The organism is Candidatus Zixiibacteriota bacterium, assembly GCA_021159005.1.
Classification (GTDB): domain Bacteria; phylum Zixibacteria; class MSB-5A5; order UBA10806; family 4484-95; genus JAGGSN01.
The window spans coordinates 17,386-32,406 of the sequence record JAGGSN010000140.1; the positions used below are offsets into that span (position 1 = coordinate 17,386).

General features: G+C 45.5%; 8 protein-coding genes. All 8 read left to right on the forward strand.

Features of this window, described 5'->3' with window-relative positions; all coding sequences use genetic code 11:
- Positions 1–334 precede the first annotated feature (334 nt).
- The 8 genes from J7K40_09415 (at position 335) to J7K40_09450 (ending at position 14,937) form a co-directional block, all read left to right on the forward strand.
- On the forward strand, positions 335–1,264 hold the full coding sequence (locus J7K40_09415) for a hypothetical protein (protein MCD6162615.1): 930 nt from the start codon (positions 335–337) through the stop codon (positions 1,262–1,264).
- Between the two features lie 3 nt (positions 1,265–1,267).
- On the forward strand, positions 1,268–2,230 hold the full coding sequence (locus J7K40_09420) for a hypothetical protein (protein ID MCD6162616.1): 963 nt from the start codon (positions 1,268–1,270) through the stop codon (positions 2,228–2,230).
- On the forward strand, positions 2,212–3,771 hold the full coding sequence (locus J7K40_09425) for a hypothetical protein (protein ID MCD6162617.1): 1,560 nt from the start codon (positions 2,212–2,214) through the stop codon (positions 3,769–3,771). Before J7K40_09420 ends, J7K40_09425 begins: the two co-directional genes overlap by 19 nt.
- A gap of 13 nt (positions 3,772–3,784) precedes the next feature.
- Positions 3,785–4,120: a hypothetical protein gene (locus J7K40_09430; protein ID MCD6162618.1), complete on the forward strand. Its 336-nt coding sequence runs from the start codon at positions 3,785–3,787 to the stop codon at positions 4,118–4,120.
- The gene (locus J7K40_09435) at positions 4,120–4,911 is read left to right on the forward strand and encodes a hypothetical protein (GenBank protein ID MCD6162619.1); all 792 of its coding nucleotides are present in this window, start codon (positions 4,120–4,122) and stop codon (positions 4,909–4,911) included. Before J7K40_09430 ends, J7K40_09435 begins: the two co-directional genes overlap by 1 nt.
- 240 nt (positions 4,912–5,151) lie before the next feature.
- A complete protein-coding gene (locus J7K40_09440; GenBank protein ID MCD6162620.1) occupies positions 5,152–5,889 on the forward strand; it encodes a hypothetical protein in 738 nt (245 codons plus the stop codon).
- Positions 5,889–11,738, forward strand: a complete 5,850-nt coding sequence (locus J7K40_09445) for a hypothetical protein (protein ID MCD6162621.1) — start codon at positions 5,889–5,891, stop codon at positions 11,736–11,738. Before J7K40_09440 ends, J7K40_09445 begins: the two co-directional genes overlap by 1 nt.
- Positions 11,731–14,937, forward strand: a complete 3,207-nt coding sequence (locus J7K40_09450) for a hypothetical protein (GenBank protein MCD6162622.1) — start codon at positions 11,731–11,733, stop codon at positions 14,935–14,937. Before J7K40_09445 ends, J7K40_09450 begins: the two co-directional genes overlap by 8 nt.
- Positions 14,938–15,021: the final 84 nt, after the last annotated feature.

The following is a 15,021-nucleotide window of genomic DNA, read 5'->3' on the forward strand; positions in this document are numbered from 1 at the left end:
TAATCCGAAAGGCCTTTTGAGAAATGTAGCAAAAAGAAGAAAGGCACTAAAAGATGTAATGAATTACGGTCGTAAAAAGAAAAAATAGGGGGTAAATTATGACGTATATTCCGGGGGACTTTTGGCGTATCTGTGACAGGTGTGGTGGGAAATTCCGTCAAAGTGAAACGCTAAAAACTTGGGATGGGCTGTGGGTCTGCAAGAAAGATTGGGAACCACGGCATCCCCAGGATTTTGTCCATGGACGGGGCGACAGGCAGTCAGTGCCAGAACCCCGTCCTGAACCGGAAGACTATTTTTTATCAGACAATGAAGTAACAGCGGGAGATTTATAATGACGACATCCGGTTCGTATGATTTTGGTCTCGATAGGGATGGATTAATTAGCAAGGCGTATACTATGGTCGGGGCAGTAGCGATAGGCGAAGATCCGACAACAGACGAATTAACAGAAGGTGGTAAGACCCTTAATCTCATGCTTAAGGGGTGGCAGACTGAAGGGATAGCCTTATGGCTAAACCAGACGGTTACGCTGTTCCTTGGGTATGGGACCCAAAGCTATTCCCTGGGGCCATCGGGTGACCACATGTCTGCTTCCGTCGTTAAGACAGAAGTAGCGACGGCAGCTTCTTCTGGGGATACAGATATCGTTGTAGATTCCATTACGGGAATTACAAACGGTGATTATCTTGGTATCGAATTGGACGATGGCACCGTTCAGTGGACTACCGTTAATGGTGTACCTTCAGACTCCACGCTTGTTGCGGCGGCGGTCCTGACAGATGATGTGGCAGTTGATAATCACATTTATACTTATACAACGAAGGCGCAAAGACCTTTAGAAATAATCGAAGCCCGCAGGATAAGCGGAGATGATATATCCACGCCATTGCTACAGGTATCCAGGAATGAGTATATGTCGCTTTCCGATAAATCAAGTTCAAGCATTATAAATCAAATATTTTATGACCCGCAGTTAACCAATGGGGCCCTGTTCGTTTGGCCGACTTGCGCAGACGTACAGGACACGCTTGAGTTAACGATTAAAAAACCAATAATGGATTTTGATGCGGGTGACGATGATGGGGAGTTCCCTGTCGAATGGACAATGGCCATCGTAAGTAACCTGGCTGTCTTAATCGGCATGGAGAATGGGATACCCTTGAACGCACAATTAGGTAGGCTGGCAACCGAGAGTAAGTTTATGGCTCGTACATTTGATGACGAGAAAACATCTGTATTTTTTCAGCCAGTGCGGAGGTAGCATATGAGCGGTCCAGTTATAGAAATACCGTTCCTTGGTGGGGCGTATGAAGGCCGTTCAAAAAGCCTGAATGCACAGCAGAGCGTTAATCTCTTTCCGGTTTCTGACCAGCAGGAGGCCAAGACGATCCTTGCCATGTACGGCACGCCAGGCACCGTTGACTTTGTTGATACCGGTACGGCAGCGGTTGTACGGGGAATCCACGTTATGGGGGTCTATCTATATGCGGTTGTAGGTGCCGACGTATACGAGATTACCGTGGCAGGTGTGGCTACAAAGTTAGGAGTCATTACGACTGCTACCGGTCATGTCGGTATGGCGGATAATGGTACTCAGCTTCTAATCGTAGATGGGACCGACAAAGGCCATATCGTGACCACAGGGGCGATTGCGGATATTACTGATGGTGACTATCCTGTAGCTACCGGATGTACCTTTTTTGATGGATATTTCATCGTTTCAGTAAAGGATACGGGTCGAATTCAGATATGTAAATTATACGATGGGACTTCATGGGATGCGCTTGACTTTGCGACAGCAGAGGCGTCACCGGATGCACTCGTCGGGATTGGTACCACAAGACAAAACATTTGGTTGTTTGGCGAGTACTCAATAGAAGTCTATTATAATGCTGGTGATCCGGACTTTCCATTTCAGAGAGTTCCTGGGGCCATAATAGATTTAGGATGTGAGTCGGCCACGTCGATTACTGAGATCGAGGGGGTGTTGTATTGGCTCTCGAATAAAAAGACGGTCGTCCGAGGAGAGGGATATGGGTTCACGACAGTATCTTCTCCCGGCATAGATTATCAGATATCAACGTACGCTACGACGGATGACGCTGTGGGCTATACGTACTCGATTGAAGGCCGGACATTTTACGTCCTTAATTTTGCAACGGAAGACAAAACATGGGTGCTTGACACGAAATCAGGTCAATGGCACGAATGGCAGAGTTATATATGACTACAATAGGGGTTACAGGGCGGAATAATAAAGGTCAATTAGGTCTTGGGGGTACAACAGATAGAGACGAATTTATTCCAGAGGGATCGGGTGCTGATTGGACTACTATTGCTTGTGGTGAACAGCATACAATGGCCATTAAATCCGACGGTACCTTATGGGCCACAGGGTACAATTATTTTGGTCAATTGGGTCTTGGGGATAGTGGGGCGGATACAGATAGAAATACTTTTGAAAAAGTAGGTTCGGGTACCGATTGGGTGGCGGTAGCTTGCGGCAGTAGTCATACAATGGCCATTAAATCCGACGGTACACTATGGGCTACAGGGTATAACACATTTGGTCAATTAGGTCTTGGGAATACAACAAATAGGGATACCTTTGAAAAAGTGGGGTCGGGTACCGATTGGAGTATTATAACTTGCGGGAGTTACCATACAATGGCCATTAAATCCGACGGTACACTATGGGTTGCAGGGCGTAACAATAGCGGTCAATTAGGTCTTGGGGGTAACACACAGAGGACATCGTTTGTCCCGGTAGGATCAGATACTGATTGGACCAGTATAGCTTGTGGTGGCAACCATTCAGTAGGTCTTAAATCCGGCGGTGCGATATGGACCACAGGGCTTAATACTTCTGGCCAATTGGGTTTTGGAGATAATACACAAAGAGATGACTTTACCCAAGTAGTGATCGCCGGTACTGATTGGGCCAGTATAATTTGTGGCTTGCACAGTACTATGGCAATTAAAACGACGGGTACGTTATGGGCTACAGGACTTAACACTACCGGTCAATTAGGCCTTGGGGATGATACTAACAGAGACGAATTCGCGCCAGTGGGAGTGGATGCTGATTGGCATAGTGTAGTTTGTGGGAATAGTCATACAATGGCCGTTAAATCTAACGGTACATTATGGGCTACAGGACTTAATACTTACGGTCAATTAGGCCTTGGGGATGATACTAACAGAGACGAGCTTACGCAAGTGGTAGTAGAGGATATCGTTTGGGATACTATATTTTGTGGAAGTCACCATAGTATATCTTTTGGATTCTTTTTTAATTCCGGTAACCACCGCAGCATCTCCGGTATAGACTCAGGTGTGTTATTTGCAGGAAAGACCATGATTGGTGATAGATCAAATGGTAAGATATACTATCTGGACATGGATACATATACAGATAATGGTCTCCCTATCACTCGTACCCGAAGGACACAGATAGTTAATAAAGAAAAAGTTAACGTAATACACAACCGGGTTGAAGTTGAGTTTGAGCCCGGAGTCGGACTTGATGTAGCAGAGGGCGAGGATGGGCAGGATCCGCAAGCTATTCTTAAGTGGTCGGACGACGGGGGTAGCACCTGGTCGAGTGGGCGTTCTGTAGATATCGGTGAGTATCAGCAGTATGGTACGCGGGCAATCTGGCGGCGATTAGGGAAGAGTCGTAACAGAGTATACGAACTCACCATAGAAGAACCGGTGAAAATTATTTTAATAGGCGCTTATGCAAATATAAAAGCGTGTGCATTTTAAAGGAGAATGATATATGATAACTCCGAAAGCAATGGTAGATGGTACAAACTTAACGGATGCGGCGGTTACGTATTATACTGTCGGGGCCGGGACCCGGGCCGTTATTAAGAAAGCGACCTTTGTAAATGACGATACGAGTTCGCTGACGGTTACGATTAATCTCATTTCGTCCGGTGGATCCGCAACGTATGCAAACCGGTTGGCCAAAACAAAAACATTAGCTGCGGGAGAGACCTGGACGTGCTATGCCATAGAGAATCATTCACTTGAAGCAGGTGGGTTCATCTCTATGTTGGCATCCGTAACAGCGAAAGTGGGTTGCAGAATTTCAGGATATGAGGTGACATAATGGGCTACATAGAGAATATGCAAAGACAACAGGCGTTAGATAAGAGAATGCAGCGTAGAGATGTGGAAAGAAAGGAAAGAAGACTAAGTAGATCTGAACAAAGAGCAGCCGAGAGACAAGCGGAGCAGGCGACAGTCGCTGGGGGCCAGCAGGTTGCCGCTGCCGGTCGGATGGAAGGCATGTACAAGAAGCTGCTTGGTGGCATAGGCGACACTACGGCTACTGCCACAGCTTCCGCCAGAGGTGACTTGGCGCCATGGCGTAAAGCAGGTGTGGATGCACTTGGTCAACTTCAGACAAAAATTGCCGCTGGTCCAGGAGAATTTGAAGAAAGCCCCGGGTATCAGTTTAGACTTGCCGAGGGACAGAAGGCTATTGAAAGGGGGGCTGCCGCAAGAGGTGGTGCGCTAAGCGGCGCGGCAATGAAAGCCGGGATGCGATATGGGCAAGATTTTGCTACAAAGGATTATGATAATTTTCTCCGTAGGTATTATGAGTCCATGAGCCCCCTTGAGCGGATGTCGGGACAGGGCATGGAGGCCGCAAGGGGTATGGGTGAGTTTACTTTATCAGGGGCGGGTCAGGCAGATGACGCACGGTTTCGAGCTACACAGGGGATGGCGGGGGCTGCACAATATGGCGGTGAGTCATTGGCTGGTGGAACTATGAATGCCGCTAATATAATGGCGGCGCAGAGTGCGGGCAAGACCCAGAGAGATGTAGCTTATAATGCGTGGAAATTAGGAGAAAGTACAAGAGATCGAAGAGAAGGAATGTGGGGTTTTACTTAAATTGAGAGGTTACTAAAAATGGCAATACCACAAGCGTACATACGAGACCCAAAACATGCGAATATCATGGCCCAGATGCTACAAGCCCGACTTGGGTATGCTAAATTAGAACCAAAGGGACTCAAGGTATCCGGGGGGTCCGGGAAGTCTGGGGCCACTACGTTCCATGATAAACGGGCGGCCAAGAAGGCCAAGAAGGCATCGGTGAAGACGGCACAGGCTCAGGCGGAAGCTAATGTAATGAAAACTAAAGCCGCTACACAAGAGATGAAAGCCCGTGGTGAGGAGAAAAGAACCGCCGCCGAAGAGCAACGGGCGCAGCAATCCAGCAAAAATAAAATGGCCAAAGAGAGGCATAAGTCAGCTATGCTAGACGCGCTCGCCGATAGAACTAAAACAGTTATGGGTAATCTTGGGAAATGGATGCCACAGGTAACGCAAGAAAACTATAGAGACATCTTTAACTTTGGGCGGGAGACCCTTGGTGATAGTGTGGGTTCTTTCATGGCTAATCCGGACGAGATAGAGGGTATGAGCCCTGTAGAATGGAAAGTAGCCCACAGTAAACTATCAGGTGCCCTTGAGAGCCCCAGCGACAAGAAGGCCCGTGGGGTCGCTGCAAAAGGGGTAGAGATAGAGAAAAAACGAATGGCTAAGGATAAGACCGCCGCCCGGAAAGAATATATCCGAATACAAGGTGTGCTTGATAGGGTACGTAATACAGGTGGGTTTAGCCCAGAGATTTTCGCCATGCTATCCCCAGAGATGCAGACTACTTTACAGGGCACTGATCGCGAAGAGTATACCGGTTTACTGGAAGAATACTCCCAGCAACTTATGGACGAATATGGCTTTAAGTTTAAAACTAAAGAGGACGATAGGCCTCCTCCGGGGGAGCATGAGGGCAAAATTATAAGAGATATTGAATCTGGAAAACGCTTTAAATCAGATGGAAAAAATTGGAACGAGGTTAAATAATGGCATACGTATTTGAAGACGAGGAGCCGACCGACAGGTATGTGTTTGAAGACGAGCCCCCACCGGAGCAAGAGCCCGTGGTCACGTCCGGCAGGTATGTGTTTGAAGACGAGGAGCCGGTAGACGTCGTACCAGCAGAACCGGAGCCAGCGGTCACATCCGGCAGGTTTGTATTTGAGGATCTTCCCACGGTGGAACCTGAACCTGAGGAGGGTCGTACATTCGCGGGCGCCTTAAAAGATGCTGGTGTGACGGTAGGGGCCTTTGCAAAAACACTTTCAAGAATACCGGAGAACCTTGCTGCGAAAACAATTTCAGCAGTTCAGGGTCAAGCGGGGGCATCGGTTGTAGACAGGGGCATCGCAGACAGATTTGTAAATTGGGTTGATGACCGTAATCGTAAATTAGCAGAGCAGTACATGGATGCCGGAGATTTTATTCCAGGTCTTATTTCTAAGAGAGACGTTGCCGAGCTTGGCCCGAACTTAGGTTTTTCTGGTGTTTCCATGGCCGGCACACTTGGTGCCGGAGCGTTGGCGTCGCCTGTGCCAATACCAGGTGCCAGAATAGCCGCGGGGATGGCCGGGGGTGCGGCAGCAGCGCATCGTATGGACACTTACCAAGTAATGAATGAATGGCTTGAAAAAGTAAATCAGGAAAGTATAGACAAAGGATTGGGGCCGATATCTAAAGCAGAAGAAGAGAAGTTTAAAAAAGATATGAGCGCCCTTGCAACCGAGCATGGCGCATGGGAAGCCGGTCCGGAAGGACTTGGTAATATACTGGAGTTAGCTTTACTCACGGCCAAGAATTTGCCGGGCGCTAAGTGGCTGCCTAAAAAACTTACTGGGAAATTGGTTAAGGGCGGTTTACGTGCGGCGGGTTTAGCCGCCACAGAGGTAGCGACAGAGACCCCAACATTAATAGGGCAACAGCGAGTAGAAGCAAAGGCCGGTATGACAGACGAAGTGCCGTTAGAATGGACGAGCGGTAAGGACATTCTAAAATCCGCTAAAAAAGTTCTCCCGCAAGTATTGTTGTTAGCAGGATTTATGAGCGCCGGTGGTGCTGCATACCGGAAAGCCACAGGTGAGGCACCGCCTGCCGCGCCCATAGAGCCACCTGTTGAGCCACCAGCACCTGCACCTATGGATGCGGCGGTTATAGGTAAGATAGGGGAGTCTCTGAAAGCGGGGAAGATTACGCCGGAAGAGGCTCGTAATTTAATTAAACGGCCCCGGATGGAACATTTAGCACCACAGGTTGAAGAGCTGATTAAGGTCTTGCCAACGCCACCAAAAGATGCGATAGTGGCTGAAATACCAGAGGGAGAAAGACCTATGACGGAAAAACCTGATGAAATAAAAAAACGTTCGATACTAAAAAAACTTGACGATGGTGGTACCGAGTTATATAAATTATCAAAACCTGATTTTAAACTTGTATTTAAAGATACGGGGGGCGATGAAACAACAGCATGGATGCATAGAAGGTGGGTAGAGAAAGGGAAGCCCGATGGTAAAAAAGGAACAGAGCTAATTGAGTATTATGATAAATACGGCGTACTGGACGGAAATCGTAGGATTATTATTGAACAAGCTATTAGCGAGGGTAAAACAATACCACCAGAAGTATTAAAAGAGTATCCTGAATACTCGAAAGATAAAGCGACTGTTGATAAGATAGTTAAAGCTGTGGAAGAGGGGCGAATTACACCTGAACAGGCCCGCGGGATAGTTAAACAACCAGATATGGCGCACTTAGCGCCGCAGATTGAAGAGTTGATTAAGGCACCCTCGGTTGTGTCTATGACAATTAAGGAAAACACAAAACTCAGAGAACAGGTTAAAGACACGATTAAAACAAGTCTTAAAGATGGTGGTATCAAACAAAACGCCCCTGTGAGATTCACGACTGTTGCGGAACTGGATGACGTCTTGAAAAAAGGGGAACTGACGGTAGGGAAAGATTTTGAAGGGCAGCCAGGTATATCGGCACAGCGGGTTTACGATGACTCTGTAATATCTGCTTATGGTTCCAATGAACAGAAGCCTGTGGCTATCGTATTCCCGGAGTCCGCAGTTGAAAGTAAAGGACAGTCGGTTGATGAAGTCAAGATGAAAGCCACAACGAAACTTCAAGACCTTAAATTTATTGTCGATGGAAAGTTACAAACATACGATGAGCTAACAGGTACGAAGGCTGCCCCTGAGCGTGAGGGAAGGGAGGAAGGTACGGCTACAGAAATATCGAAACCTGATACAAGTGTACCTGAATTTAAATCATCAGAAGAAGCTTTACGGTTTGGTAAGATTGCTACAAAGAGGGTAACCGATAGTCCTAATTTTGTTAAATGGTTTGGGAATAGTAAGGTTGTTGATGATGATGGCGCGCCCCTTGTTGTTTATCATGGTACAAATGCGGTATTTGATACATTTAAAGAAGGTTTAGATGGGGGTATCTGGTTCACAAACAAGAAAGACGTTGCAAAAGATTTTATATTTATAAAAGGTTTTGGCAGAGAAATAGTAAAAAAAGCATATTTATCTCTAAAAAATCCATACATACATGATATGAACGGTAGATTTTTACAAGATAGTCAGGAAGTTGTAAACAATATCAAAGAATTAAATAACGAATTAGGCAGAAACTATGATGGTATTATTCTAAAAAATACACTTGATTATGTTGATAAAGAAATAGTATCGGATATTTACATTGCCTTCAATCCAACACAAATAAAATTAGTCGGACCCTCGGCGGCTACAGAAAAAGTGATTTCTGAATTGAAAAAGAAAGGTTTTGACGGAACGGTAGATAGGCTTAATAGAGGAGAAATAACTCTTGATCAAGCTAAAAGTGAATTAAATGGCGATAAGTCAAGTGTAAAAATAAACGACGAGCCATTGCCGGAAGGTGCTTTCGGTAGGTCTTGGGACGAAATACAAAAAATGCAGGGTGGGGGGCTAAAAAAGCCCCGTACGTACGCTGATAAGATGGCCCCCAGTGCTGTACCAGTTAAAAGAAAAACGATAATGACCGAGGCGCAAAAGAAAGCCCGGCATAAGAAGAAAGTTATAAAAGAAAAACAACTCAACATAGACTCCGCAAAAGAAGCCAAAGATGCAGTGCATAGTATGATCAGAGACCGTCGGCATAGTTTAAATCTCTCTTCTTATGAAACAAACCTATTTGTTAATGATCTGGGGAAGGTTACGACCAAAGAGCAAAGGGAGATAATCCCCTTTATAATTGAGGGAACTAATGTACCGAAAGGGCTTAATCGGCCTGACTTGGAGAAAGTACTCAAACGGGACAAAAAAGTCTTAACGCAAATTGCGGCACAGGTAAGACAGCATTTTAAGAATAGCTGGGAGAAGACACAAGAGCTTGCGTCCGGAATGTCCGCACAGGAGACAGAAAATTACGTCACTCATATATGGGATATCCCTAAGAAACGAAGACGGGAGGTAACAAACTGGTTTATAACTAAGAGTCGGTTTAAAAAACGACGGTTCATTGATACCATAGCTGCGGGCGTTGACGAGCTGGGACTGAAACCGAAAGTCCTGGATATCGGGGAGATCATAAAGATACATGACTCAGTGGCAAACAGGGCTATTGAAAACGCAAAATTTGTAGAAGACCTCTATAACTTAAAAAAAGATGGTGTTTCACTGATTGAGCGTATGGATACAGCGCCGCAGGATTGGGTGCTTATGAACCATCCTGCCCTGACGAAAACAGTATTTATACCGGGCGAGTCTAAAATGGGGGAAAAAGTCACACCGGAGCTACAGAATATTCTTGCAGAGATGGGTGTGGCAATAGGACATAGAATCGGACGGGGGGACGCAGCTGGTTTATACAAGACAGGTGACCCGCCAGAAATGCGCTTTAAACGGTTTATGCCAAGTAGGACGATAGCGCATGAGATCGGGCACCATATTGACTTGGCTCTTGGTCTTGGTGAGTCTTTCCTACAACGGCATAAGACAGAGCTGTACGCTCTAAATAAAAATCGGATAGAAAAGTCAGATTTTGATCCAGAGTATACTGGGTCTACAGAGGAGCAGATAGCAGAGGCCTTTGCCTTTCTATTTACTGACCCTAAGACTATGCGTAGGGTCGCCCCAACTGCTATGGCGGACATGCTGTCGAAAATGAAACAAGACGGCAAGATATCAAAACTGATTGACTTTGATTTTGAAACGAAGTCCAAGAACCTTGTAGAAGAACAGTTGAATACGCTGTCAAAACTTCCGGTTAAAGTCCATCCAGATTTGGCCGGGCCCCTGGGGGTCATTTTTGATAGTAGGTTCGATCGCCCAGCAATAGCCGCCTACGAAGCAATATCGGGTCTCTTAAAGAAAACTTGTTTAAGTGTATCACTGTTCCACCATGTGGCACTCGGTGAGGCAGGAATGGTGGTTATGAATCCGCTGAAGGTACTTAGTATCTACTTGAACCCTATTAAGATTTACAAAGCAGTAGCCCACGGGGAACTGGATGTATATAAGAACACCGATCTTGCAAGGGAAGCCATTAGGAATGGTGTGCAATTGGGCGCGACTAATGACATACCAGTTCAAAAAATACAAGGGTACCTTGACGATTTTGCCGCTAAGACTAGGAATGTTTTTGTTGTAAACAAAGCAGCGAAGTTTGTTCAGACATTTAATAAGAAATGGGACGTAGCGTTGTGGGATTACCTGCATGACACGCTTAAACTGTACGCTTATGAGTCTCTATCTTCTAAGATTAAGACAGAGAAAAATAGGGTAAAAAAAAAAGAGGAGATTGGGCAGTTTATTAATGACACATTCGGTGGGCAGAATTGGGAAACGTTAATGGTGAACCCGAAAACAGTACAGATGATGACATGGGGCTTGTTGTCGGCAGATTGGACGGTCTCTACTATAAGACAAGCACTGGCGTTTACGGGATTCGGCGCTGTGCATAAAGAGACGAGAGCAATGCGAATGAAATTAGGTTCTATCTTTTGGCTTAAAGCGGGGCTGTACTATGGTGTCGGAATAAACTTACTGAATGCGGTTTTCCGAGCCGTAGATCAGGAAGAAAACCCTGAGTATTATAAAGATGTAGAGGACGATATCCTCAGTAAATCTATGTTCGGGAATGCACTCGGTCACAAGACGCATTTATTTGTTGGGAGGTATGAGGACGGTACTGAAAGATATATCAGATGGGGGAAACAGTTTCGTGAACTACCCGAAATGTTGTTTGACGACGCTGGCTTTAGCCCTGTAAGTGCGTCTATAAAGAAGATAGGGGGAAAGGCTAATCCCTTACTCCAATTAACATCGCAAATAGCCACGGGGCATTCCTTGTCGCAATTTAAAAATGATGATATATACGGTAAGAAAGGATGGGACTTTACTTATGGTATAGCAAAAACGATTATGAAATCGCCACTACCGTTCAGTTCAAGAAGTTTGTTTACTCCCGGAAAGGAGTTCCACATAACTGATGTAGCTATGCCGAGCTCTAAAGGGATGTCTCGCTATAAGACGATGAGCCTGTTTAAAACGGCCATTATTAAAAAAGATGAACGGCTTTTAAAAGAGGTGTACCAAGACGCGCTTATGAATAATCTACCTGCATACACTCTGTTTAATGCGGCTCTAACGATGCTAAAAGCCGAAGAGACAAAAGAGTACAACCGGATTGTTAAGGATATAAAAGATATAAAAGAGTTATCCCTACCAGAAGCTAAGGCGCTGGACAGGAGGCTAAAGCGAACTAAAAAAGAGAGGGTCGAAAAAATGGCAGGCATTAAGCTTCTTGAAATAGCGATTGCTAAGATGGAGATACATATAAATGACTAAACGAATAAATGTTCCACCGATGTCAGAAAAACCTACCGATCAATCAGGGCTTGTATCCCGGATATGGCACAGGTTCTTTGTGGACTTACAGAAAGCGGTGAATGCCTCCAGTGATGCAAATATCGACGGGCTCCTATCAAACGTCGGGGGTGGCGCAGGTATGGACTCGGACGTTACGAAGCAGCAAGTATTCGATGGCACGTCCGAAAAACCTGGGCTAACAGATACCGAGGTTATGCGGGTATTCGATAGTGCCGCCGGCGAGGTGGCCAAGCATGCTGCCACGCATACGGACGGCGAGGATGACATCCAAGATGCTACGAATGCTATAAAGGGTCTGATGACCCCAGCCTTGGTGACAGAGATAGAGGAGCTTGATTACGTTCAGGCGCCGACAATCCTTACTGGTGACGGCATAACCGGGGGCACGAATGCCGGCACATATAAAGTAAGTGCCTTAACTGCAAAGCTACGGGCGACTAATTCCACAATAGCAGAGCTTGTGACAGTAACTCTCGCTGAACAAGATAACCAAGCAATCCCCGCAGAAAATATAACTTACTTTGTAAATCTGGAGTATAACGACGGGGATCCGGTCTTTGAGTGTAGTGTAGACCTGCCGAACCTTACGACAGCCATTCCAATCGGCAGGGTTATGTACGACGGGACTGAATTACATAGGACCCTGGCCGGTTTCCATTTAGCTGAGAGTGCAAAAAAATTATTCGTACGGGCGTTTAAGTTACGCAGTATAGAACTGGTACCGGGGACATCTACAATCAGTTACTTAGCAACCGACATTCTTAAAATGACGGAGGGTGCTGCTTATTTTGGGGGGAATTATGTTTCTGCCGGGGCGGTTGATTCATCGGTTACACCCTTCGTGATGATTTATCAGGATGGCGCCGGTGGATGGAAAGAGGGTAATCCTTTAACGGGTACAGACATCGCTTTTGTAGATGGTGGTGGGGGTAATGATTCTATAACTCAAACCGCTGCTAAGTTTATTAAAGCAGGATACGTGGTTGGGGATGAGTTAACGATTGCCGGATCCGCAAATAATAATATCACAACAGAAATTTTAGCATTAACCGCTGGTACAATTGAAGTTGGTACTGGGTTATTAACAACCGAGGGTACCGGGCCATCCGTCACACTTAAGGCTAAAAAACATACGGTTGACTTTGCTCACTATGACGACGGGACTGGAGAATTAGCTCTTATAAAAAATTCTAAGTACGGCGCTTTCTGGGTATGGCGGCACGCTGATGACGGGGACGTGTATGTTGTGTACGGTCGGGGTTCTTATTCTTTAGCAGCAGCCGAGTCCGCATCAATACCGACACACCCTGGCCACTTGGATGACTTTGGCGCATGGATTGGGACTTTCGGAATGCCATATGGCGGTGGGGCTTTTTCTTATATTCTAATGGCCGGGACTCAATCTTTTTCAGGCGAGGCAGTTGGCGACCATGCGCTGCTTAGTAACTTGCTGATAGCAGATGCCGGGCACACTGTAAGTGCCACCGATAAACTCTTAGGCAGATCAACAGCGGGCGCCGGAGTGGTAGAGGAGATACCTTTAACTGCGGCAGGCCGAGCCCTGATTGATGACGCAGACACCGCAGCACAGAGGGCTACTTTAGATGTGGACCAGGCCGGAGCGGACAACAGCACAGACGTTACACTGCATGCATCGGCTACGACCGGGGGGCTAAGTCTTACCGATCAGGAGATAAGTAACAGAGCTGCAACGAACGCACAGACGGGCTATGCTACTGATGCGCACATAACAGCAATAGAAGCAAATACAGCAAAGGATACGAACGTATCTACCACTCTGGAGATAGGCACAAAGACCGGGACAACTGTGGCCATAACGTCCGACGGGGGCGTTGACGATGTGACCCTTCCGGCAGCTACAACCACTGAAGCTGGCTTGATGACAGAAGCCCAGTTTGATAAGCTTGCGGGCATAGCAACTGGTGCTGATGTAACAGAAGATAATTTAATAATAAGTAACAACTTTCTAAGAACTCCAGTATTTAGAAGTGCTGATTATAAATCATGGGCTAAATATGGTACTGGTACTTTTACTTGGAGAGCAGAAGGTGATGATTGGGCTTTACCGAATGTAGGAACTGGGGATATTCGTCAAGGAGCTCCAGGTAGTGGTGCTGTTGATATAACATCTGAAGCAATTCCTGTAATAGAAGGTGAATCTTACTGTTTAAGCCTTTATACTTTAGCACATAGATGTAATTTATATGTAGATATGATAGTTTATAATAAGGATGATGATATAATATTAGATAGTCCACAACCAGCAACAGCATGGAATAATAGTATTGGTGGTGCAAACGGGCAAGAATTAAAAGAATACATAAGAGTATATAATGTTTTAACTATGCCAACTAATGCTGCTTATGTTAAAGTAAGGCTTGTTAAGGAGGATACAACCGCAGGGGAGTTACATTCATATGCTTTCTTTCAATACTTTCAATTTGAAAAAACAGCATTAAATCAAACTACTCCAAGCCCTTGGGTAGGATCAACAATAGAAATAGATGACGGTGCTGATGTAACTGCTGATAATACTGCTGCTGCTATTCTTAACCAGGGCGATTTAGCTACACAAGATACCGCGGACTGGGATACGGACATCGATAACATACCCCCTATTGCTTATGGTGCTTACTGTGTAGATCCTACTAACATATGCGCTGACTCTAATTTTGCAAGAACTACTGGTTCATCAGATAATACTTTTTGGTTAATGACGGATTCTGCTTGGGCTGCGACGTATGGTTATAATAACTCTGAAGGCGTAAGGTTAACGGTTAATGCGATAGGGAATACAACAGATTTGACTTTAAGAAATAATGATTCTATTTTTTATTTACCAGCTATAAACGGCAATACTTATCATTTTAAAATACGAGTTAAAAAAGACGCGGCACATGACGCCTCATTACTTAGGTTATTAGCCAGACAGTATGATAAAGACCAGGCGTATCTTGCAAGTGTCTACAGTACCAATATAACTTTTGCCGCTGCTGACACATGGTATGTGAAAACAGATAGCATAACTCTTACTAATGCAAATTGCCATAGCATACAGTTATGCTTTAGAGTATCCGGAGGTACAGCTGGTTATGTGTATTTTGATGACATATGGATAGGTCGGGTGGCGTTGTAGTAAAATATAACCGTAGGAGGACAAATGGATTGACTAAGCTAACTGAACGAGAATTACTTGTCGCACATACTGTTAAGATAGAAA

Excerpts from the sequence above, each read along its gene's own strand:
- J7K40_09415 (MCD6162615.1), top strand. The coding sequence starts at position 335 with ATGACGACATCCGGTTCGTATGATTTTGGTCTCGATAGGGATGGATTA.
- J7K40_09420 (MCD6162616.1), top strand. The coding sequence starts at position 1,268 with ATGAGCGGTCCAGTTATAGAAATACCGTTCCTTGGTGGGGCGTATGAA.
- J7K40_09425 (MCD6162617.1), top strand. The coding sequence starts at position 2,212 with ATGGCAGAGTTATATATGACTACAATAGGGGTTACAGGGCGGAATAAT.
- J7K40_09430 (MCD6162618.1), top strand. The coding sequence starts at position 3,785 with ATGATAACTCCGAAAGCAATGGTAGATGGTACAAACTTAACGGATGCG.
- J7K40_09435 (MCD6162619.1), top strand. The coding sequence starts at position 4,120 with ATGGGCTACATAGAGAATATGCAAAGACAACAGGCGTTAGATAAGAGA.
- J7K40_09440 (MCD6162620.1), top strand. The coding sequence starts at position 5,152 with ATGAAAACTAAAGCCGCTACACAAGAGATGAAAGCCCGTGGTGAGGAG.
- J7K40_09445 (MCD6162621.1), top strand. The coding sequence starts at position 5,889 with ATGGCATACGTATTTGAAGACGAGGAGCCGACCGACAGGTATGTGTTT.
- J7K40_09450 (MCD6162622.1), top strand. The coding sequence starts at position 11,731 with ATGACTAAACGAATAAATGTTCCACCGATGTCAGAAAAACCTACCGAT.